We start from the raw sequence: 21715 nt of genomic DNA on the forward strand, positions 1-21715 counted from the left end.
CCACCCCCACCCCTTCCAGCAAGGAGACCTCCATGTCCATCGCCTTCGACCCGATCGCCGTGGGCGGCACGAAGCTGGCCAACCGGGTCGTCATGGCCCCGATGACCCGCAGCCGCGCCCGCGGCGGGCTGGTGACGAGCCTGACGGCGCAGTACTACGCCCAGCGCGCCTCCGCCGGGCTGATCGTCACGGAGGGCGTCCAGCCGTCGGTGATCGGCCAGGGCTATCCCTTCACGCCCGGCCTGCACAGCGCCGCGCAGGTCGCCGCCTGGCGCGAGGTCACCGGCGCGGTGCACGCGGCGGGCGGGAAGATCTTCGCCCAGCTCCTGCACACCGGCCGGATCGGCCATCCGGTGCTGCTGCCCGAGGGGGCGGTCCCCGTCGCGCCGTCGCCGGTGGCCGCGCGCGGGCGGCTGTTCACCCCCGACGGCGTCAAGGAGTTCGTCACCCCGCGCGAGCTGACCGAGCCCGAGATCGAGCAGACCGTCGCCGACTTCGCGGACGCCGCCCGCAACGCCGTCGAGGCGGGTTTCGACGGCGTGGAGGTGCACGGCGCCAACGGCTACCTGATCCACCAGTTCCTCGCCCCGGGCAGCAACCGGCGCGCCGACGGCTGGGGCGGCTCGGCGGCCGGGCACGCCCGGTTCGCCGTGGCGGTCGTCTCCGCCGTGGCCGGCGCGATCGGCGGCGACCGCACCGCGCTGCGGATCTCCCCCGGGATGCCGAACAACGACATGCACGAGCCCCGCCCGCTGCCGGTCTACGAGGAGCTGCTGGGCCGGACGTCCGGGCTGGGGCTGGCGTACCTGCACGTCATGGAGGCCGCCGACCGGGAGCTGACGCGCGCCCTGCGGCGGCTCTTCCCCGGCCCGCTCGTCCTGAACCCGCACACCGGCGACCGCCCGACCGGCCCGGAGGACCTCGCGCTGATCGAGGACGGCACCGCGGACCTGATCGCCTTCGGCCGGCTCTTCCTCGCCAACCCCGACCTGCCCCGCCGGCTGGCGACCGGCGCGCCGCTCAACGCCCCGGACCCGGCCACCTTCTACGGCGGCGACGCCGCGGGCTACACCGACTACCCGGCCCTGCCCGCCTGACCGGCCGGTCGCGGGCCGCGGGCCGGTTCGGGGGACGCCATCCTTTTTGATCTTCAAGGATGGCGTCGGCCGGATTTTCGGTCGGCCGATAAAGCGGCCCCATCCGGAGAAGGTGGTCGGAGGCGGTGTCAAGGAAGGTCCGCGCGCCACGTCCCGGCGGCGATCGGCCCGGACCCGCGCGAACAGGACGCGACCAGCCTCGATGCGCACCTCCACCCGCCGAAGTCACCGAAACGTGATCGGCGCGCTTTTTCCCGACGCGGAGCCGCCTATTCTGCCGTCCGCGAATGATTCAGCGGAAAACAATTCCCGGCTCATTCGAAGCGGGCGGACCGCCGGAAATTCGCCGCCGTCCGCCTGCTATTTGAATGGATCGGGAAAAGCGCATTGTCCGATCGGTCATTTCCCGGAATTCACCGGTCGGAGCTGCGGAACCGGCGTGGAACGATCCATATGCGAGCGGCCGCGGGAGATGCCAGCATCGTCAGATGACCCGAGAGGTGGAATCGATGACCGAGCCCGCGATCCGTCCCAACGAGACGACGGTTCCGGTGCTGCCCTGCCCTTCCCCCGAGCAGACCCTGGAGTTCTTCGAGGCGCTCGGGTTCACCGTCACCCACCGGCAGACCCGGCCCTACGTCTATCTGGCGATGCGCTGGAGCGGGTTCGACCTGCATTTCGGGCCCGCCCCGAAGGACCTCGACCCCGCCCGGCAGGCGACCGGGGCGTGCCTGGTCCTGGTCGACGCCGTGGCGCCGTACCACGCCGCGCTGGTCGCGGCCATGCGCCGGGCCTACGGCAAGGTGCTGAGCTCGGGCCTGCCGCGGATCACCCGCTACCGGCCCGGCGCGTCCAGGTTCACGCTGATGGACCCGTCCGGGAACTCGATCATGTTCATCCAGCGGGACGAGCCGGCCGAGCTGGAGTACGGCGGCTCCACGAAGCTGACGGGCCTGGCCAAGGCGCTGGACAACGCCCGGATCCTGCGCGAGTTCAAGAACGACGACCTGCAGGCCTACCGGGCGCTCAAGTCGGCCGTGCGCAGGCACGGCCCGCAGGCTCCGGCGGCCGAGCGGGCCATCGCCCTGTGCCACCTCGCCGACCTGGCCACGGCGCTCGGCGAGCCGGCCGAGCCGTGGCTGGCCGACCTGCGCGGCACCGAGCTCACCCCCGACGACAGGCGGCGCGTCGAGTCCGAGCTCGGCCACCTCGCCGACCTGCGCGAATGGCTCGGGCCGAGCTGACGACGGGCGGCCGGACGACGGGCGGCCCGGCGGCGGACGGCCGGGCCGCGGCGGGCGTCAGGAGGCGGGGGTGTTGTGCATGATCTTGACCATCCGCACCTTGCCGTTGGGCTCAGGGGTGATGCTGTCCACCGTGCGCGCGGTCACCTCGAAGTCCGTGGCGACGGCGGCCACGGCGTCGCGCACCCGCCGGGCCAGGTCGGCGGGGGCCGACGGCGAGGGCACCAGCAGGATCTCCACCGCGCCCGGCCGGTACTGGAGCACCTGCACGCCGCGCACGCCCGCCGTCGGCATCACGACCGGGTTGGTCAGGAAGTTGGCGTGCACGGTACGCCCGTCGGCGGCCACGACGCGGTCCTCGGTCCGCCCCTGGATCCGGCGGATGATCGGGGTGTGGAAGGCGCGGCACGGGCAGTCGTCCGGCTCGATGAGCACGCGGTCGCCGAGCCGGTAGCGGATCAGCGGCATCGCCTCGGCGTGCAGCCGGGTCACCAGGACCTCGCCCTCGCCGTCGGCCAGCGACACGCCGCCGTCGTCGTGCAGCACCTCCACCACCACGTCGGCCGAGCGCAGGTGCATCGCGCCCTCGGGGCAGGTGCGGCCGATCGTGTACGCCTCCACCGAGGCGTACACCTCGTGGCCGCGCGCCCCGAAGTAGTCCAGCACGTGCCGGCGGGCCTCGGGGGTGAGCGTCTCACCGGCGAAGATGACGGTGTGCACGCCCCGGTAGGCGATCTTCCTGCGGCGCAGCTCGTCCACCAGGGTGACGATGCAGCCGGGGAAGCCCCACAGGAACGTCGGCCGGCCGCGCAGGAACGCCTCGACCTGCTCGTCCAGGGGCCGGCTGGTGTTGACGTGGACCGTACGGGCCAGGCCGAGCCGCTGGAGCCGGTGCGGCCGGAACTCGCCCACCCGGAAGTAGCCGATCCGGTCCCAGGGACGCAGGCCCGAGGCCAGCAGGTCCTGGAGGTAGGTGGCGCGCAGGTAGCCGAGGTCGCCCTCGGAGTAGAAGGGACGGATGGGCACGCCGGAGGAGCCGCTGGTGGGCGCCTCGCGGGTGTTGTCGGGGGTGAACCCGGCGGCCATCAGCTCGGCGGGCGGCAGGTCCCGCAGCGTCGCCCGGTCCAGCATCGGCAGGGCGGCCAGGTCGGCGGCGGTGGACAGCGCCGCCACGGCGTCGGCCGGGAACACGCGGCGGTAGTACGGCACGTTGGCGTGCGCGTGCCGGACGAGCCCCGTCAGCAGCCGGTCCTGCACGACCTGGAGCCGGGCCGGGTCCATCCGGTCCCGCGAGCGCGCCAGGTACAGGTTCCGCACCACCGGCACCACCGGGATCGTGCTGGGCAAGCCCTTCATGAGGTCTCCTTCTTCAGCGTGGCCAGCATGACGCCGCCCTTGACCACCTCGCCCGCGCAGTACGCCAGCAGCGCGCCGAACGCCGCCGCGGCGGGCACCAGGAACCAGCCGGCGGCGGCGACCACCGCGAACTGCAGGCACGCGGCCACCGCGGCCAGCCGCCGTCCCCGGTCGTCGGTGTTCTCCACCAGCAGGAACGCGGGCAGCACGGCCACCGTCAGGGCGGCCTCGGCCAGCAGCGCCGCGCCGGTCGCCACCATGCCGCGCTGGCCGCCCGCCAGCACCACGCCGAGCACGACCACCGCCAGGGCGCCGGCCGGCACGGCGGGCGCGAGGATGCGCCGCGCCATCCGGCGGGCGCCGGCCTCGCCCGTGCCCTCGATCCAGACCGCCACCCGCGGCTGGAGGATGCGCAGCAGGTACGACACGCCCATCACGACCACCGACAGCGCCACCGACCACACGTAGAAGACGCTGGTCTTCTGCGCGTCGTCCAGGTGCGCGAAGTACGCGAACGTCACCGACGTGGCCGCGACGGCGGTCACCTCGCCCACGCTGAGCAGCGCCGCCGCGCGCACGGCCGGCCGGTAGGCGCCCTTGTCCGCCCTGCCGGCGCGCCCGCGGATCAGCCCGGCCGCCAGCACGGCGTTCAGCACCGCCAGCACGCCGACGTGCAGGGCCAGCAGCGCGTTGGCCCGCATCCCGGTCAGGGCCACCAGCCCCACGCCGGACGCCTGCGCGACGGCGAGCGTCAGGTAGGCGAACACGTCGGCCCGCGCCCGCCCGCGCAGCCGGTTCAGCGCCGCCATGACCGCGCAGCAGCCCAGCCCGCAGGCGTAGGCGGCGGCGGCCGCGTACCGGGCGGGCGCGCCGCCGGGGTCGGCCGCCGCCAGGGCCAGCCACACGGGCACGGCCAGCGCGAACGGCGTGGCCGCCAGCAGCATGAACAGCGGCCGCAACGTCTGCCCGCCGCGCCGCGGCACCAGCGCGAGCGCGGCCTTCTCGATGCCGCTGGACGTCAGCGCCAGCAGCCAGCCCGACACGCCGTTGGCGGTGGCGTACAGGGCGAACTCGTCGGCGCCCCAGAGGCCGAGCAGCACCAGGTTGGCGGTCCACAGGGCGGCGCGGAACGCGCCGCGCCCGGCGAACAGGGCCGCCGTCACCGCCACGAGGCGTGGCGGCGGCCTGCGGCGCAGGCTCACGGTCACGGGCCGGCCTGTGCCGACTCGACGAACCTGCCCTTGCCGCCGGGGGTGAGCGTGACCCGGTCGGCCTGCTCGAAGCGCACCTCGACCGGGCCGCCCACCTGCTTGGCCAGCCCGTCCCGGTAGGCCGCGGCCACCTCGTCGAAGTCCCGTCCCGCCTCGGGGACCAGGTGGACGGTGACGTTGCCGTCGGCGTCCTGGCGGACCATGCTCTCGGCCACGCCCGGCGTCCACATGGCCAGCGACAGGAACGTGGCCGTGTAGACGCGGTGGCCGCCGGGGAAGGTGATGTAGTCGTCGGACCGGCCGCCGGTCACCCGCATGCGCGCGAACCGGTTGCCGCAGCCGCACTCCCCCGGCACGATCATGCCGCGGTCGCCCAGGCGGTAGCGGATCAGCGGCATCGCCCGTTCCCTGAAGTGGGTCACCACGACCGCGCCGTCCTGGCCGTCGGGCACCGGCGCGCCGTCGTCGTCCACGATCTCCAGGCGGACGCGGTCCTCGTCCACGTGCATCGCGCCCCGGTCGCACTGGGTGGAGACGGTCAGCACCTCGTAGGCCGAGTACTCGTCGTACACCGGGACGCCGAAGCCGTTGGCCAGCAGCTCGCGCACCTCGTCGGTGAGCAGTTCGGAGTCGGTCATGACCATGCGCAGCGTGCGCCGCAGCTCGGCCACCTGGGCCGGGGTGGCGGCGCGCAGCAGCCCGCGCAGCACCACCGGATAGCCCATGATCAGGTGCGGGCGCACCTTCAGCACGTCGGCCAGGATCTTCGCGTCGCCCTGCCCGGCGCCGATGACGGTGCGCGGGAACAGGCCGAGCCGCTGGAACCAGCGCAGCGGGCGGGGGAACGGCTTGATGTGCGCGATCCGCCACCACGGCCGGTAGCCCGACAGCAGGAAGCGGCGGAAGATGGTCGCGCCGTGGTAGCCGTAGGCGGCCACGTCGTGCCGGACCTCCAGGACGCGTCCCGTGGTCCCGCTCGTACGGTCCAGCCGGTACTCCTTGGCGCTCAGGCCGGGTGCGTGGAAGCGGGACAGGTCGCCGTCCAGCACGGCGGCCTTGTCCAGGATCGGCAGCTTCGCCAGGTCGGCCAGGCTGTGCAGGGGCACGTCGTAGCGCGGGTCGGCGTAGTGCGGCACGTGCGCGCGGGCGAAGGCCAGCAGGTCGCGCAGGCCGTCGAGGGTGAGCCGGTCGGTCTCGGCGCGCGGGCGGCGGATGGCGCGGAAGGCGTCCACGACATGCCGCACCTCCCGCACGGCGACGCCCAGTCCATGACTCACAGGCCGTCCCCGATCTCGAAGCGGAGCAGCCCGGTGGCCTCGGCCAGCACGCCGGCCAGGGCGTCCCGGCCGGAGGCGGCGGCGGTCAGGTAGCCGAGCTTGGCGCCCGCCCGCGTGTAGCGCTCCACGTGGTCGCCGGGGGCGGCGGCCAGCACCAGGTCGACGACGCCGGGCAGCGCCCTGACCTGCTCCTCGCCGTCCACCCGGACCAGTTTCCCGTCGCGTTCCGCGTTGAGCACGCGGACCGCGCCGTACCGGGTCGCCGCCGGGGTCAGGGACGGCGTCTCGCCCATGGCCGACAGCACGTACTGCTCGACCACGTCCACGCCGTGGACCAGGCCCAGCAGCTCGGCCAGGCCGTTGCCGCCCAGGCGGGCGCCCATCTCGACGAGCACGACCTCGCCCGTCCCGGTGACCAGCACGTCGGCGCTGAGCGGCCCTTCGCGCAGCCCGGTCTCGGCGCACACGGCGTCGAGCATCGGCCGGACGGCGTCGGTGACGTGGGCGGGGCCCGGCATGGTGTGCTGGACGGTGATGAACAGCGGCGGCGGGGTCAGCTCCCGTTCGGCCAGGCCGATCAGCGCCACCTTGCCGCCGATCACGAACGCCTCGGCCGTGTAGTGGGCGCCCTCCAGGAACTCCTCGGCCACGACGCGGCCCGACAGCGACCACTCCCTGGCCAGCCCCACGGCCTCGGGCAGCTCGTCCGGCGCGCGGCACAGCGACACGCCGCGGCTGCCGGAGGAGTCCACCGGCTTGACCATGAGCGGGAAGCCCAGGCCGGGGGCGTCGCGCAGGACCTCCTCCGCGGCGCCGCTCACGTGGCGGGGGCCGGGCAGGCCCAGCCGGGCGCACATCGCGCGGAACCAGCCCTTGTCGACCGAGCCGCGCACCGCGCCCTCCGACAGCCCGCACGGCAGGCCCAGCCGGGCGGCCAGGGCGAGCTGCGAGGGCAGGTTGACGTCGCTGGCCGGGGAGACCACGCCGGCCAGGTCGTCGCGCTCGGCCAGGGCCCGCGCGACCCGCGGCACGTCGCGGGTGCTGAGGTCGAGGAACTCGTCGGCGTGCGCGACGCCGGGGGCGTCGGCCCGCATGTCCACGCAGATCGTGCGCACGCCGAGGCGGGCCGCGGCGCGGATGGTGCTGATGGCGCCGTCCGCGCCGCCGAGGACCGCGATGGTGCGGCGGGCGCCGGTCACGTGAGCCTCCCGGCGAGCAGGTCAGCGGAATCGACCGGCACGTTGGCCTCCCGTACGAGGAACAGCGGCGGACGGGCCTGACCGCGAGAGATGTGCAGAAGCGTGCGGGCCATCATGGTCAGCCCGAACAGGGCGGCGGCCAGCGCCAGCCCGAACAGCAGCGCGCTGCCGGTGATCCCGGCCAGCAGCGCCACGGGCAGGCCGATCAGGCCCGCCCACACTGCGGCCGCGATGGGCCGCGTCGAGAAGCCGAAGAACAGGTCCAGCGAGTGCCTGGCCAGCCCGCGCACGGTCACCTTGGACGAGCCGTGCACCCGCGGCCGGTGCGCGGTCGGCACGGTCGTCCAGGCGCGCGTCAGGCGCGGCAGCGTGGCCAGGAAGTACGGCGTGCCGAGCCGCAGGTCCACGATCCGGCGCGCGATCTCCGTGCGGACCAGGCGGAACGTCGTGGCGCGGGGCGGGATCTCGATGCCCAGCAGCCGCCGCGCCAGCCAGTCGTGCACGATCGAGGCCGTCCGCCGCGGCCAGGGGTCCTTGCGGTCCACCCGGATGCCGAACACCGCGTCGTACCCGTCGGCCGCGCGCTCGATCAGCCGCTTGGCCTCGGTGGGCGGGAACTGCAGGTCGGCGTCCAGGTGCAGCACCCAGGGGTTCCGGGCGTACCGATATCCGGCCGAGAAGGCGGCTTCCACGCCGAAATTCTTGGACAACGATATGAACGACACGCGATTGTCACTCTCGGCGATCGCGCGAATGCGCGCGAGCGTGTCGTCCGTACTGCCGTCGTCGACGAAGAGTATTTCGAGTTCCCCCTGGTCACCCAGCGCGTCTGCGATTTCGCGATAGGTGTCAGGGATGTTGTCGGCCTCGTTCAGGCACGGAACGACCACGGTGAGTGCCAGGCCGTCCGGCGGAACCGGAAGCGGATGCTCATTCATGGAACGGTCTTCACCACGTGTATCAACCCCGGTTCACCCTGTGACAGGGCCCGGGCATTCCCACCCGGCTACGACCCCGGTTGCGGAATATATCCATACGTGTCAGACAAAAGCTAGGTATTGATTTCTTTACGGCCGGTTTGTTAGGAAGATCTCCGACGCGGGGCCGCTGGGTCATGCGCATTGTCAGGGGGCATTCATGTTTGTGCTCGGCATCAGCCAGGTCCACGACTCGGCGGCGGCCCTGGTGGCCGACGGGAAGATCGTGGCCTTCGCCGAGGAGGAGCGGTTCACCAGGGTCAAGCACGACGGCCGGTTTCCCGCGCAGGCCGTGCGCTACTGCCTGGAGGAGGCCGGCATCACGCTGGCCGACGTCGACCACGTCGCCTACTACTGGCAGGCGCCCCGTGAGACGTTGCACGCGCTCGGCCACTTCGCCCGGCACCTGCCCCACACGCTGGCCGTCTTCCGCAACGACGCCGGCGACTACGGCGACAAGGCCAGCGGCCTGCTGGAGACGCTGTCCGACCAGAAGGGCCAGGCCCACCCGGACGACTACAACGTGGGCGGCGCGCTGCTGCTGCACCTGCGGCGCGGGTTCACGCTGGAGAAGATCCTGCGCGAGTCGCAGAACTTCCGGGGCCGGACGAAGTTCAAGGTCCACCTGATGGACCACCACCGCGCCCACGCCGCCAGCGCCTTCTTCATCTCGCCGTACCAGGAGTCGGCGATCATCACCTGGGACGGCATCGGCAGCGACGGCACCTCCACCTACCTCGGGCTGGGCAAGGGCGGCCGGATCCACGACATCCGCCGCGTCAAGTTCCCGCACTCGCTGGGCGCCATGTACGCCGGCGTCACCGGCTACCTCGGCTTCAACCCGACCCGGGACGAGGGCAAGGTCATGGGCCTGGCCGCGTACGGCACCGACCGCTACGTGGACGACTTCGCCGACCTGGTCCGCCTGGGCCCCGACGGCCACTTCGAGCTGGACCTGAGCTGGTTCCGGCACCACGCCACCGGCAAGCACCAGATGTCGGCCAAGTTCCTGGAGCGCTTCGGCCCGGCCAGGCCGCGCGAGCGCGCCATCCCCAACCAGCACTACGCCGACGTCGCGTACGCGCTGCAGGCCACGCTGGAGCGCACCGGCCTGCACGTGGCGCGCTGGCTGCAGGCCAAGACCGGGCAGACCCGCCTGGTCACCGCCGGCGGCGTCGCGCTGAACAGCGTCATGAACGGCCGCATCCTGCTGGAGACGCCGTTCGAGGACTTCTTCGCCCAGCCCGCCGCCGCCGACGACGGCTCGGCGCTGGGTGCGGCGCTGCTGCTGGGCGTGGAGAAGTACGGCATGCGCCGCCCGCGCGACGAGGAGTACATCTTCCTCGGCCCGCAGTTCGGCGAGGAGGAGATGGAACGGGCGCTCCAGGACGCCGGCCTCGACTACCGGCGCACCGAGGACATCAACGACACGACGGCGCGGGCGCTGGCCGACGGCAAGATCGTCGGCTGGTTCCAGGGCCGCATGGAGTGCGGGCCGCGCGCGCTCGGCAACCGCTCGATCCTGGCCGACCCGCGCCGCGCCGACGCCAAGGACCGGCTGAACGAGAAGGTCAAGCACCGCGAGCCGTTCCGCCCCTTCGCGCCCTCCTGCCTGGCCGAGCACGCCGGCGAGTACTTCGCCAGCGGCTACCCCTCGCCCGTGATGCTGCTCGTGTTCGACGTGCTGGAGCACCAGCGGGACAAGGTGCCGGCGATCACGCACGAGGACGGCACCGCCCGCGTCCAGACGGTCTCGGCGGCCGACAACCCGCGCTACCACGCGATGATCTCCCGCTTCGCGGAGCTGACCGGCGTGCCCATGGTGGTCAACACCTCGTTCAACGACAACGAGGAGCCCATCGTGTGCACCCCCGAGGACGCCGTGCGCTGCTACCTCAAGACCGACATGGACGCCCTGGCCCTGGGACCGTTCTTCACCGAGAAGGACGTTCGTTGAGGCGTTGGCTGTGGCTGGCGCCCGCCGTCCTGGGCGCCGGGGCGGCCACCATGATCATGGTGATCCTGCCGCCCGACCGTACTCTGGACAACCCGCTCGAAGCCCTGTGGAAGGTCAGCCCGCTGGTGTTCGCGGTGCTGGCCGTGGCGGGGTTCCCCCGGCGTCCGGGGCTGGGCATGGCGCTGATGTGCGCGCTGGTCGTCGGCTACATGGGCGTGCTCGACACGGTCAACGTGCTGCACATCTTCTCCTACGCCGAGTCCGCCGACCAGAAGGCCGCCTTCCCCGAGCTCTACCAGTTCATGCTCTTCATGAACTCCTTCACCGTGCTGGCCGTGCTGTTCGCCTACCGGCTGGGCGGGGCGCGCTCCGACCGCGTGCTGAAGGTCGGGCTCGCCAGCGTCCTGATCGTGATCTCCGGGCTGAACGACCTGTCGATGTGGCTGCTCGGCGACTGGCCGCAGGGCCGGCCCGGCACGCTGACGTGGGCCTCGCACATCGCGGTGTTCGTCGGCGGGCCGCCGAGCGTCGCCGTGGCAGTGATCTTCTTCCTCGTCCACCTCGTCCTGGCCGGGGTCGTGCTGGCGCTGCCCGTGCGGCGGTGGCTGGACCGGCTCGTCCCCGCAGCCGCATGAACGCCGACTTAGTCGTCGTCGGCTCCGGCCTGTTCGGGCTGACCGTGGCCGAGCGGTGCGCGTCCGAGCTGGGGATGCGCGTGCTGGTGCTGGAGCGCAGGGACCACGTCGGCGGCAACTCCTACAGCGAGCGCGAGCCGCAGACCGGCATCGAGGTCCACCGGTACGGGTCGCACCTGTTCCACACCTCCAACGCGCGCGTGTGGGAGTACGCCCAGAGGTTCACGTCGTTCACGCCGTACGAACACCGGGTCTATTCGGTGCACAAGGGGCAGGTCTACCCGATGCCCATCAACCTGGGCACGATCTGCGCCTTCTTCGGCCGCCACCTCAGCCCCGACGAGGCCCGCGACCTGGTCGCCCGGCAGGCCGCCGAGGTGACCAGCGCCGGCAACCTGGAGGAGAAGGCGATCTCGCTGATCGGCCGGCCGCTGTACGAGGCGTTCATCCGGGGCTACACCGCCAAGCAGTGGCAGACGGCCCCGGCCGAGCTGCCCGCCGAGATCATCGGCCGGCTGCCGGTGCGCTACACCTTCGACGGCCGCTACTTCGACGACCTCTACCAGGGCCTGCCCACCGACGGGTACGCCGCCTGGCTGGAGCGCATGGCCGACCATCCCAACATCGAGATCCGGCTCGGCGCCGACTTCTTCGACCTGCGGGAGAGCCTGGCCGGTGCGGTGCCCGTCGTCTACACCGGGCCGCTGGACCGCTACTTCGGCTACGCCGAGGGCGAGCTGGGCTGGCGGACGCTCGACTTCGAGACGTCCGTGCTGCCGACCGGCGACTTCCAGGGCACGTCGGTGATCAACTACGCCGACGAGGACCTGCCGTGGACGCGCGTCCACGAGTTCCGCCACCTGCATCCCGAACGCACCTGGTACCCGTCCGACGCCACCGTCGTCATGCGGGAGTACTCGCGCTTCGCCGGCCGGGCCGACGAGCCGTACTACCCGATCAACACGCCGCAGGACCGCGCCCGGCTGCGCCGGTACCGCGACCTGACCAAGGGCGAGCGGGACGTCTGGTTCGGCGGCCGCCTGGGCACCTACCAGTACCTCGACATGCACATGGCCATCGCCGCCGCCCTGACCCTCTACGAGAACCGCCTGCGCCCCCGCTTCGCCGCGTAGGGCGCCTTCGGCGGACCAGCGGCCGGACGGTTGTGCCGGACGGTTGTGCCGGACGGTTGTGCCGGGCCAGGGGGCGGGCCACACTTCTGGCATGCAGGTAATCGTCCGCCTCGACGGCGAGACGCCGACCGCCCCCGCCCTCTCCTCCCTGGAGCGCCAGCTCCGCGGCGACAGCGCCTTCCGGGGCATGGAGATCCGGCCGCTGCCCGGCCCGCCCGAGCCCGGGTCGATGAACGGCGCCGCCGACGCCCTCATGCTGACGGCCTCGGCCGTGTCCGGCGGGCTGGGAGTCTCGATCGTCCAGGCGCTGGCCGGGTGGCTCAGGACGCGGCGTCACAGCTTCACGGTCAAGGTCAGCCATGGCGAGCGCACGCTGGAGCTGACCGTGGAGGCGGCCAAGGATCCGGCGAAGGTGATGGAGGTGGCCCGGCGGCTGGCCGAGATGCTGGAGCCTCCCGCCCCATGAGCCCCTGGCCCGACCCGGCCCGCTGCCGGGCCGTCCTCGTCGGCACGACGACGTACACCGACCAGGTCATGTGGCCGGCCCTGCCGGCGGTGCGGGCCAACGTCACGGACCTGGCCGAGGTGCTCACCGGGCCGCGCTCGTGGGGGCTGCGGCGCGACCACTGCGCGCAGCTCATCGACCCGGCCAGCTCCGACCACGTCCTCGACCTCATCCACGACGCGGCGACCGAGGCCGCCGACACCGTCTTCATCTACTACTCCGGCCACGGCGAGAAGACCGAGAACGACCTGCTGCTGCCGATCGCCACCACCCGTCCCGACCGGCTGCGCATCGGCGGCGTGCGGTTCTCCGTCATCCGGGAGATCATCCGCGAGCGCCGCGCGCCCCGCGCCGTCGTAGTGCTCGACTGCTGCTACAGCGGCATGGCGCACGGGATGAGCGGGCCGGCCCTGCGCGGGCTGATCGACACGACCAGCGCGTACGTCCTGACCTCCTCGGCCAGGGACACCCTGTCGCTCGCGCCACCCGGCGAGCGCCACACCGCCTTCACCGGCGAGCTGCTCAGGATCCTCCAGGACGGTGTTCCCGCCGGGCCCGCCGACCTGTCCATCGGGGACGTCACCCGCGCGCTGCGCTACCGCCTGCTCGACCGGCGGCTGCCGCTGCCCGAGTACAGCCAGGCCGGCGCGGCCGACGAGCTGCCGTTCGTGCGCAACAGGCCGGCGCCGCCCCGGACGCCGCCCCGGGCCGCCCCCGCCCCGCCGCCGGGGATCCGCCTGGCCGGGGCCGCCCGCCGGACGGGCCGGGCGGTCGGCATCTGCTTCGGCGCGGCCAACTCCGTCGTCACCGTCGTCGAGGGCGGCGAGCCGGTCGTCATCCCCGGCTCCGAGGGCGCGCGGGCCACGCCGTCTGTGGTGGCCTTCGCCAAGGACGGCGAGGTCGTCGTCGGGGAGGCCGCCAAGCGGCAGACCGTCACCAACCCGGAACGGACCGTGCGCTCGATCGTCCTGGAACTGGGCACCGAGTGGTCGGTGGCGATCGACGGCTCACGGTACTCCGCGCCCCGGATCGGCGCGCTCGTGCTGGGCAGGCTGAAGCAGGACGCCGAGGCGTACCTCGGCGAGCGGGTCACCGACGCGGTGATCACCGTCCCGGCCTACTTCGACGACGCCCAGCGCCAGGCCGTCACCGAGGCCGGCACGCTGGCCGGGCTCAACGTGCTGCGCCTGATCAACGAGCCCACCGCGGCGGCGCTGGCGTACGGGCTCGACGCGGAGGAGAACCGCTCGATCCTGGTCTTCGACCTCGGCGGGCGCAGCTACGACGTGTCCGTGCTGCACATCGGGGACGGCTACATCGAGGTGCTGGCGACCCACGGTGACATCCGGCTCGGCGGCGACGACTGGGACCAGCGGATCGTGGACGAGCTGGCCAGACGGTTCAGGGAGAGCCACGGCGTCGACCTGACCGGCGACAGGATGGCGCTGCAGCGGCTGCGCGAGGCCGCGGAGCGGGCGAAGATCGAGCTGACCGCCGCGCGGCAGGCGCACGTCAACCTGCCCTACCTCACCGCGGGCCGGCAGGGCCCGCTCCACCTGGACACGACGCTGACCCGGCGGGAGTTCCAGAGCCTGACCGCCGACCTGCTCGGCCGGCTGCGGGGGCCGTTCCGGGGCGCGCTCCAGGACTCCGGCCTCAAGGTGACCGACCTCGCGCACGTGGTGCTGGCCGGGGGCGCGAGCCGGATGCCCGCCGTGACGGCGCTGGTCACCGAGCTGTCCGGCGGCATGCCCCCGCTCATGGGGCTGAGCCCCGAGGAGGTCGCCTCCATCGGCGCGGCGCGGCAGGCGAGCGTGCTCAAGGCGGACCTGATCCCGGTGACGCTCGGCCTGCGGGGCAAGGGCGGTGTGCTGCGGAGGGTCATCGAGCGCGACAGCCCGGTCCCGGTCGAGCGGACGGTCACGTTCACCACCACCGCCGACGACCAGTCGTCCCTGCGGGTCGAGGTCTTCGAGGGCGAGCAGGCCACGGCCGCGCTCAACGCGGTGCTGGGGACGTACATGGTGGGCGGCATCCCCGCCGCCCGGCGCGGGGAGCCGCGGATCGAGGTGACGTTCGGCGTGGACGCCGGCCTGACCTTCACCGTCACGGCCCGGGAGGCGGCAACCGGCGTCCCCCTCCCAGTGACCCGCCACCCCAGCTGACCAACCGGCCCGCGTCCTGAGGGAGTGGGCCGGTCGCCGGTTCGTCAGGGGGTGGCCTGCCAGGAGGCGCGGACGAGGGCGCGTTCGGTGGCGGCCAGGTGGGTGGCCGCCGCGAGCCAGGCCCGTGCGTACCCGTCCGGGTCGGCCTCGGCCAGCCTGCCGAACACGTCGCGTTCCCGCCGGTCGGCCTCGTCGGCGAGCGCCACGGCCAGGTCGGCGGCCGTGCGGAACCCGGCGCGGCGCAGGGACGCGGCCTGCCCCCGGGCGTCGCCGCCGCGCGCGGACTCGGCGACCGCCCTGCGTCCGCCGGAGACGGCCAGCTCGATCAGCCGGCGCACCCGCCAGAGCGGCGCGCCGTCCAGCGGGTCCGCCTGGGCGTACGCGTCCTGGCCGGGCGAGGTGCAGGCGTCGGCGGGCGGAGGGCAGGCGTCGGCGGGTGGCAGGTGGGAGCCCTGGAGGCGGTCGTAGCCGAGGTCGGCCCGGCCCTGCCACTCCGGGGACAGCCTGAGCGTCGCCTCCTCGCCCGCGACCGGCCCCACGGCGAGCGGGACGAGCGTCGCCGCCCGGCCGGGCTCCACCCTGGCCACCACGCGCACCCGCAGGCCGGGCCGCGAGGCGAGCCGCCGCAGGTTCTCGACGTACGCGAGATCGGGATGACGGTTCGCCGGAACCAGCCGGACCACCGGCCCCTCACCGCCGCCCTCTGCTCCCGCCGCTCCCCCGGCCTCCGCCGCTCGCGCTGCTCCCACCGCTCCCCCGGCCTCCGCCGCTCGCGGTGTTTCCGCCGCTCCTCCGGGTTCGGCCGGTTGCGGTGGGGTGGCGGGCGGGAGGTGGCGGGCCAGGACGTGGTCGCCCGCCGCGCCGACGATCACCAGATCGCAGCCGACCGGCTCCCGTACCTGCTCGGCCGACTCCTCCTCGCTCCACGCCCCCGCCGACAGCCGGGCCCCCACCGCTTCGGACAGCGGCCGGGTGAACAGCGCGCCGAGCGGCCCGTCCGTCCAGGACAGGCCGGCGACCGGGGTGGCCCGTACGCCCTTGCCCGCGCCGAGGCGGCCGTCCGGGGAGACGGTGGCCCCGGCGATCAGCAGTCCGCCGCGGGCCAGTTGCGCGTGGCTCATCATGGCCGCCCCGATGGCGACGGTCGCGGTGGCCGCGCCACGGGCGCGGGCGGCGCCGCCGGGTTTGACGTCGGCGACCGAGAACCAGCGTCCGTCGTCGGTGACGAGGTGGGTGACCACCCCGCCGTAGCCGGTGCTGCTGATCACCGGCTCGCGGAAGACGCCGTACACCTTCAGGCCGCCGTTCGGACGGTAGCCGCGCCGTACGGTGCCGACCAGCGCCGGGTCGGGATCGGACGCCGCCAGCCGGCCCACGGTGAGCAGCAGCTCCCGCAGGGCGGAGACCAGGTCGGCGAGGCGGTGGCTGTCGTACCGGGCACGGGCGGCGCGCAGCCCGCGCACCACCCGCAGCGTGGCGGCCTCGGCCTTGGGCAGCCCGGCCAGGCGGGCGGTGTGAGCGGCTCTGAGCAGCTCGGCCTGCGGCACCGCGCCCGCGCCCGGCACCCCCGCCGACAGCACGGCCGCCGCCGCCCGCCACAACCCAGCAGCCGCCGCCACCTGCGCCGCCCCGGGCACCACCGCAACCGGAACGCCCTCCTCCTCCGAGCCCCGCCCCGATCCGGCACCCGCCTGCCCGGCCCCTGAGCTGGACCCCGACGCGGCACCCGCCTGCCCGGCCCCTGAACCCGGGCTCGACGCGGCACCCGCCTGGCCGGTGGCCGGTCGCCCGTCGAGGGCTGCGGCCGGGTGGGCGGGATGTCCGTCGATGGGGGGTGTGTCCGGTTGGCCTGGGGGTGAGGGGGGTGGGGGCGGCTCGCCGTCCAAGGGCAGGGGGTCGGCCAGGGGGCAGGCGGTGAGGAGGGCGGCGCGGTGGAGGCAGCGGGGGGCGAGGAGGCAGGAGCAGCGGGCCTGCCCCTCCTCCGCGATCACCCCCGACGCCCCCGGCGACAGCGTGACCACCGCGTCCTCGCCGCACGTGACCACCACGTCGGCGCCGTCGCCCACCCGGTCGAGGGCGGCGTACTGGTCGACGGCCGCGTCCAGCTTCTTGCGCAACCTGCCGGTCAGGCCGTCGACGGCGGCGGCCACCACGTGCGGCGCGGCGGGCGGGAGCGTTGCAGAGGTGTTCACCGGACTTCTCCCCGGAGGCGGTCCCCCACCCAGCGGGCGAGGGCGAGCGGGCTGAGCGCGGCGACCGGCATGCCGGCCGCGACGAGCTGCTGGGCGATGGGCAGCGAGTAACGGGGCACGCCCTGGTCGTCGAGCGCCGCGCAGCCCAGCAGGTGGACGCCGGACCCGGCCAGCGAGCGCACCTCGGCGAGCAGGCCGCCCACCGGGTAGCCCTCCTCGAAGTCGCTGACGACGACCACGAGCGTACGGCTCGGCACGGTGACCAGCGTCCGGGCGTGCGCGAGCCCGGCGGCGATGTGCGTGCCGCCGCCGACCCGCACTTCGAGCAGCAGGGACAGCGGGTCCTCCACCCGGTCGGTCAGGTCGATCACCTGGGTGGAGAACGTCAGGAAGTGCGTCGAGAGCGTCGGCACGCCCGCGAGGACGGCGGCCGTCAGCGCGGACCACACGACCGACGCCTCCATCGACCCCGACACGTCGACCACGAGGATCAGCCGCCAGTCGGCCTCCTTCCTGGCCCGCGTGCTGAACACCGGCCGTTCCGGCACCACCACGAGCCGTCCGTCGTCCAGGCGGCGGGTGTGGGCCAGGTTGGCGCGCAGCGTGCGCGGCAGGTCGAGCCGGCCGCCGGGCCTTCTGGTCGGACGCGGGTTGGCCAGGCCGGTCAGCGCGGGTCGCAGCCGGGTCGCCAGCTCGCGGGTCAGCTCGGCGACCAGGCGGCGGACGAGCGGCCTGAGCTTGGCGACCTGCTGCTCGGGCAGCCCGCCGGCCAGGGACAGCACGGACGTCAGCAGCTCGACGGACGGCCGCACGGCGGCGGGGTCCAGCTCGGCTAGCACGTCGTGCCGTCCGGCGTCGGCGGCTCTGGCCAGCACTTCCTCGCGTACGTCGCCGCCGAACAGGGACTCCAGCTCGTCGGCCCATTCGCGGGCCGTGGGGAACGGGTCGCCCTGGCCTCCGGGGTCGCCGTGCTGCCCGAAGTCGTCGGCGCCCTCGCCGCGGCCGGCGCCGTAGAGCTCGTCCAGGGCGCGGGCGTACGGGCGGGCGCCCGCGGGCAGCCGTTCGCGCTCCCGGCCGAGCAGCAACCGCCACCGGTCGGCCGGGCCGATCCCCGTCCCGCCCGCAACCCGTCGCCCGGACACCGCAGGAACCGGGTCGTCGGGCGAGGTCGGGGCGTCGGGCGGGGTCGGGGCGCCGGGCGAAGGCGGGTCGTCGGGTGGAACCGGGGCGTCGGGTGGGGGGAGGAGGCCGAGGGTGTGCAGGGCCGTCAGGCCGGCCAGGTCGGCGGCGGTCCAGGCGGCCAGCAGGTCGGGCGGCGCGTCCAGCGTCAGGTCCGGACGGTCCCCGAGCCGCTCGGACACCGCCGCCAGCAGCCGGCCGCGCGCCGCCGGGGCGAGCGTGTCGAACCCGCCGCGCAGGGCGGGCAGCCGGTCGAGGAACTCCTTGTCCGCCAGCTCGTCCACCCGGTCCATGAGCGGGCCGAGCGCGGCGGGCGCCGCCTGGAGCAGCGGTCCGGCGGCCGTGAGCACGCCGCTCAGCAGCAGGCTCAGCCGGCGGCGGCCGTCCGGGGTGGTGGCGGTGTCGATCCAGCCGGCCGCCCGCGCGCCCAGCAGCTCGGGGCCGTCCAGGTCGAGCAGCACGCGGGCGGCCAGCGCGGCCCCCTGGACGAGCGGCGCCCCGGTACGCGCGAGCGCGCCCAGCGCGTCGTCCAGCCGCAGGCCCAGCCGGTCCTCCCCGGCCCGCGTGGCGAGCGCGACCAGCGCGACCGCGTCCTCGGGCCGGTCGCTGCCGGCGAGTCCGGGCAGTGACCGGACCGCGGCCTCCAGCAGCGTGACGGCCAGCTCGCCGGCCTGCTCGCGCCCTTCCGGCGTGGTGCCGGGAAGGTGCTCGCGGCGCAGCGCCTCCAGCAGGTCGAGGGCGTCGAGCAGCTCGGGGAGGGTGGCCGTGGCGGGCAGCATGCCGGCGGCGTCGGCCAGCCGCTGCCCGACCAGCTCCGGCAGGTCGCAGCGGGCGGCGGCGCGCAGCCCGTCGAGGACGGCGCGGCAGGTGGGGCCGCCGTCCGCGGACTCGCGCCGGTAGGTCTCCCGCAACGTGCCCGCCGCGGCCTGGGCCGGGGTCACGCCCCGGACGCCGGCCAGGTCGAGCAGCGCGGGGACGGCGGGCGTCCAGTGCAGGCGCCATTTGGTGGTGAGCGCGGTGGCGTCGCCGGTGCCCGCGACCTGGATCGGCTCGCCGTAGCCGATGCCGCACACGTCCAGCCGGCGCAGCAGCACCTCCCGGCGCGCGTCCAGGTCGGAGCGGAGCGGGTCGAGGCGCACCTCGCGCGGGTCGGGGTCGTCCGGGCAGGGCAGCCTGAGCGCGGCCAGCTCCTCCTCGACGGCGGGGCCGAGCCCCGAGCGGGGGGTGCCGGGGGCGGTGCGGCCCCTGGCCGTCCCGACGAGCACCGCGTCGAGCGCCTTGGCCAGCGCGCGCCCGCGGCCCAGGGGTTCGCCCTGGCCGAGGACGGTCGTCACCGCCTCCAGCAGCTCGCCGCGGCCGGGTGCGGGCAGGTCGCGCAGGCGGGCGAGGTCGCACGCCAGGCGCAGCGTCTCGACGGCCTCGCCGGTGCCCGCCGTGTGCCCGGCGGCCCGCAGCTCCCGGCACAGGTCGGTGATCGCGCGGGCGGCGCCGTCCCTGACCCGGTCCGGTACGCCGTCCGCCTCGAACACCGCCTGCTGCCAGCGCGGGTCGCGGATCCCGGCCGGGTAGCCGGACCGGGAGTCGAGCAGGTCGAAGGCGTACGGAACCAGCGAGGTGACGGCCTGCGCCCCGGCGGAGACCGTGGGAGCGGAGCCAGTGGGAGCGGGGCCGGGTTCGGTGGTCTCGGCGGCGAGCAGGGCGGGGGCGTGGAAGGCGCCCACGACCGCGGCGACCCGGCGTCCACCGGCGGCGGCGGCCGACACCACGCGCCGCATGTACGCCTCCCGCGCCAGATCCCTGGCCTGGACGCCGCCGCCCGCCGCCGCGTCGCGCCGCAGCGCCCAGCCGACGCCGAGCGCCGCCCGGCGGACGGCCTCCGGCTCGCAGCCCGGCGCCAGGACCTCGACGGCCCGGTCCCACATGTCGTCGCCCGCCCGCCCGGTGCCCGAGGCGGCCAGCGCGTCGGCGAAGCGGGGCGCGTCGCCGGCCTCGGCCTCGGGCCCGGCGGCCTGCCGGCCCGGGTCCGACAGCGGGAGGTCGCAGCACAGCACCTCCACGCCGCGCTTGGCCGCCCACCGGATCGCCACCAGCTCGGGGGAGAAGTCGGCGAACGGGTAGAAGCCGAGCCCGTCCGCGCCGTTCCCGGCCAGGGCGACGGGGGCGAGGGTGGCCGGGTCGGCCAGGTGGGGCAGCCACCGCTGGAAGTCGGCGGGCAGCTCGACGCACACCGTCTCCGGGTCGGCCGCCTCCAGCAGGTCGGGCAGCACCACGGCCAGGGCCGGGCTGTGGTGCCGCACCCCCACCAGGTACGGCCGGGTCGCGGCGGCCAGCCCGGCCACCGCCACCCGCGGATCGGCCGGATCGGCTGGGTCGGGGTGCCGGAGGGGGGCGGCCGGGTCCGGCGTGTGGGGCGTCAACGGAGGTTCTCCCGCAGGTCCCAGAGGCGGCGCCACATGGCCGAGCCGTCCTCGGCGCGCCGCCGCACCGGCCCGTCCCAGTAGCCGAGCAGCCGTCCGTGGTCGGCGGGGTCGTCCTTGCGCACGACGCCCAGCAGGTGGCCGGGCACCAGGTCGAGGACGTCGCCACCCGGCAGGTACGCCGCCGCGACGCCGAGCGAGGCCGCCACCTGCACCGCCTCGGCGGTGGACATCACGGTGCCCGGCCGCTCCACGTCCCAGCCCTCGCCCGACCGCCCGGTGCGCAGGTCGCGGAAGACCGTGACCAGCGCCTCCAGCACCGCGTCGTCCACGGCGAACCCGGCGCCGGCGCGCTGGACGACCGCCGTGGCCTGCCGCCGCACCAGGGACGTCTCGGCCGCCGCGTCGGAGATGGGATCGACGGTCTCGAAGTTGAAGCGCCGCTTGAGCGCGGCCGACATCTCCGACACGCCGCGGTCACGCAGGTTGGCCGTGGCGATCACCGTGAACCCGGGGACGGCGGCCACCTGCGCGTCGCCGGTCCCGGCCAGCTCGGGGACGCTGACCCGCCGGTCGGACAGGATGGACACCAGCGCGTCCTGCACCTCGGGCAGGCAGCGGGTGATCTCCTCGACCCGGGCCACCCGCCCCGAGCGCATGGCGGTCAGCACCGGGGAGTCCACCAGCGCGCCCCGGCTCGGCCCCTGGGCCAGCAGCAGCGCGTAGTTCCAGCCGTAGCGGAAGGCGTCCTCGGTGGTGCCGGCGGTGCCCTGGACGGTGAGCGCGCTGGTGCCGCAGACCGCCGCGGCCAGCAGCTCCGACAACATCGACTTGGCCGTGCCGGGCTCGCCGACCAGCAGCAGGCCGCGCTCGCCGGCGAGCGTCACGACGCAGCGCTCGACCAGCGCGCGCTCGCCCACGAACTTGGGCGCCACCTTGAGCCTGGCGGGAAGGCCGTCGCGGGCGGGGCGGGAGGCGGGCAGGGAGAGGGTCTCCTCGCCGCTGCCGCAGATGAAGGTCACGACGGCGCGCGGCGTCAGCAGCCAGCCGGGCGGGCGGGGGCCGTCGTCGTGGGCGGCGAGGAAGGCCAGTTCGGTGGCGTGCCGCTGCTCGGCGGAGACCACCTGCGTGGCGGGGGTCGCCTCGTCGGTGAGGGTCATGGGTTTCGTGT

The 21715-nt window shown here is 74.7% G+C and carries 15 protein-coding genes; 7 read left to right on the forward strand and 8 right to left on the reverse strand.

Annotated elements, in window-relative coordinates:
• The first annotated feature begins 32 nt into the window (after nt 1-32).
• Together ACIBQ8_RS42615 and ACIBQ8_RS42620 are read left to right on the forward strand one after the other, a co-directional pair.
• Nucleotides 33-1097, forward strand: coding sequence for an alkene reductase (locus ACIBQ8_RS42615; RefSeq protein ID WP_397194958.1), 1065 nt, complete (start codon nt 33-35; stop codon nt 1095-1097).
• A gap of 509 nt (nt 1098-1606) precedes the next feature.
• Nucleotides 1607-2341, forward strand: a complete 735-nt coding sequence (locus ACIBQ8_RS42620) for a glyoxalase (protein WP_397194959.1) — start codon at nt 1607-1609, stop codon at nt 2339-2341.
• Between the two features lie 57 nt (nt 2342-2398).
• Here the strand turns inward: ACIBQ8_RS42620 and ACIBQ8_RS42625 are convergent, their stop codons facing one another.
• The 5 genes from ACIBQ8_RS42625 to ACIBQ8_RS42645 are packed head-to-tail and all read right to left on the reverse strand — an operon-like array spanning nt 2399 to nt 8322.
• Entirely contained in the window at nt 2399-3697 is a 1299-nt protein-coding gene (locus ACIBQ8_RS42625) for a phenylacetate--CoA ligase family protein (RefSeq protein WP_397170807.1), read from the reverse strand.
• Nucleotides 3694-4905 carry a hypothetical protein gene (locus tag ACIBQ8_RS42630; RefSeq protein ID WP_397170806.1) on the reverse strand — a complete coding sequence of 404 codons (1212 nt, stop codon included), beginning with the start codon at nt 4903-4905 and terminating at the stop codon, nt 3694-3696. Before ACIBQ8_RS42630 ends, ACIBQ8_RS42625 begins: the two co-directional genes overlap by 4 nt.
• On the reverse strand, nt 4902-6185 hold the full coding sequence (locus ACIBQ8_RS42635) for a phenylacetate--CoA ligase family protein (RefSeq protein ID WP_397194960.1): 1284 nt from the start codon (nt 6183-6185) through the stop codon (nt 4902-4904). The genes ACIBQ8_RS42630 and ACIBQ8_RS42635 overlap by 4 nt, the downstream gene beginning before the upstream one ends.
• The gene (locus ACIBQ8_RS42640) at nt 6182-7384 is read right to left on the reverse strand and encodes an ATP-grasp domain-containing protein (protein WP_397194961.1); all 1203 of its coding nucleotides are present in this window, start codon (nt 7382-7384) and stop codon (nt 6182-6184) included. Before ACIBQ8_RS42640 ends, ACIBQ8_RS42635 begins: the two co-directional genes overlap by 4 nt.
• A complete protein-coding gene (locus tag ACIBQ8_RS42645) occupies nt 7381-8322 on the reverse strand; it encodes a glycosyltransferase family 2 protein (RefSeq protein ID WP_397170802.1) in 942 nt (313 codons plus the stop codon). The genes ACIBQ8_RS42640 and ACIBQ8_RS42645 overlap by 4 nt, the downstream gene beginning before the upstream one ends.
• A 199-nt stretch (nt 8323-8521) precedes the next feature.
• On the opposite strand from ACIBQ8_RS42645, the gene ACIBQ8_RS42650 reads away from it, so the two are divergent.
• From ACIBQ8_RS42650 to ACIBQ8_RS42670, 5 genes are all read left to right on the forward strand, one after another.
• Nucleotides 8522-10318 carry a carbamoyltransferase gene (locus ACIBQ8_RS42650; protein ID WP_397170801.1) on the forward strand — a complete coding sequence of 599 codons (1797 nt, stop codon included), beginning with the start codon at nt 8522-8524 and terminating at the stop codon, nt 10316-10318.
• The gene (locus tag ACIBQ8_RS42655; RefSeq protein WP_397170799.1) at nt 10315-10953 is read left to right on the forward strand and encodes a hypothetical protein; all 639 of its coding nucleotides are present in this window, start codon (nt 10315-10317) and stop codon (nt 10951-10953) included. Before ACIBQ8_RS42650 ends, ACIBQ8_RS42655 begins: the two co-directional genes overlap by 4 nt.
• Nucleotides 10950-12086 carry a UDP-galactopyranose mutase gene (glf, locus tag ACIBQ8_RS42660; protein WP_397170797.1) on the forward strand — a complete coding sequence of 379 codons (1137 nt, stop codon included), beginning with the start codon at nt 10950-10952 and terminating at the stop codon, nt 12084-12086. The genes ACIBQ8_RS42655 and glf overlap by 4 nt, the downstream gene beginning before the upstream one ends.
• Before the next feature lie 91 nt (nt 12087-12177).
• On the forward strand, nt 12178-12552 hold the full coding sequence (locus tag ACIBQ8_RS42665) for a hypothetical protein (protein WP_397170796.1): 375 nt from the start codon (nt 12178-12180) through the stop codon (nt 12550-12552).
• The gene (locus ACIBQ8_RS42670) at nt 12549-14756 is read left to right on the forward strand and encodes an Hsp70 family protein (protein WP_397194962.1); all 2208 of its coding nucleotides are present in this window, start codon (nt 12549-12551) and stop codon (nt 14754-14756) included. The genes ACIBQ8_RS42665 and ACIBQ8_RS42670 overlap by 4 nt, the downstream gene beginning before the upstream one ends.
• Before the next feature lie 44 nt (nt 14757-14800).
• Here ACIBQ8_RS42670 and ACIBQ8_RS42675 read toward each other — a convergent pair whose 3' ends face one another.
• The 3 genes from ACIBQ8_RS42675 to ACIBQ8_RS42685 are packed head-to-tail and all read right to left on the reverse strand — an operon-like array spanning nt 14801 to nt 21704.
• On the reverse strand, nt 14801-16948 hold the full coding sequence (locus ACIBQ8_RS42675) for a hypothetical protein (protein ID WP_397194963.1): 2148 nt from the start codon (nt 16946-16948) through the stop codon (nt 14801-14803).
• On the reverse strand, nt 16945-20544 hold the full coding sequence (locus tag ACIBQ8_RS42680) for a DUF5682 family protein (protein WP_397194964.1): 3600 nt from the start codon (nt 20542-20544) through the stop codon (nt 16945-16947). Before ACIBQ8_RS42680 ends, ACIBQ8_RS42675 begins: the two co-directional genes overlap by 4 nt.
• Nucleotides 20541-21704, reverse strand: a complete 1164-nt coding sequence (locus ACIBQ8_RS42685) for an AAA family ATPase (RefSeq protein ID WP_397194965.1) — start codon at nt 21702-21704, stop codon at nt 20541-20543. The genes ACIBQ8_RS42680 and ACIBQ8_RS42685 overlap by 4 nt, the downstream gene beginning before the upstream one ends.
• Nucleotides 21705-21715: the final 11 nt, after the last annotated feature.

Origin of the sequence: Nonomuraea sp. NPDC049646, assembly GCF_044465525.1 — a bacterium.
Classification (GTDB): domain Bacteria; phylum Actinomycetota; class Actinomycetes; order Streptosporangiales; family Streptosporangiaceae; genus Nonomuraea.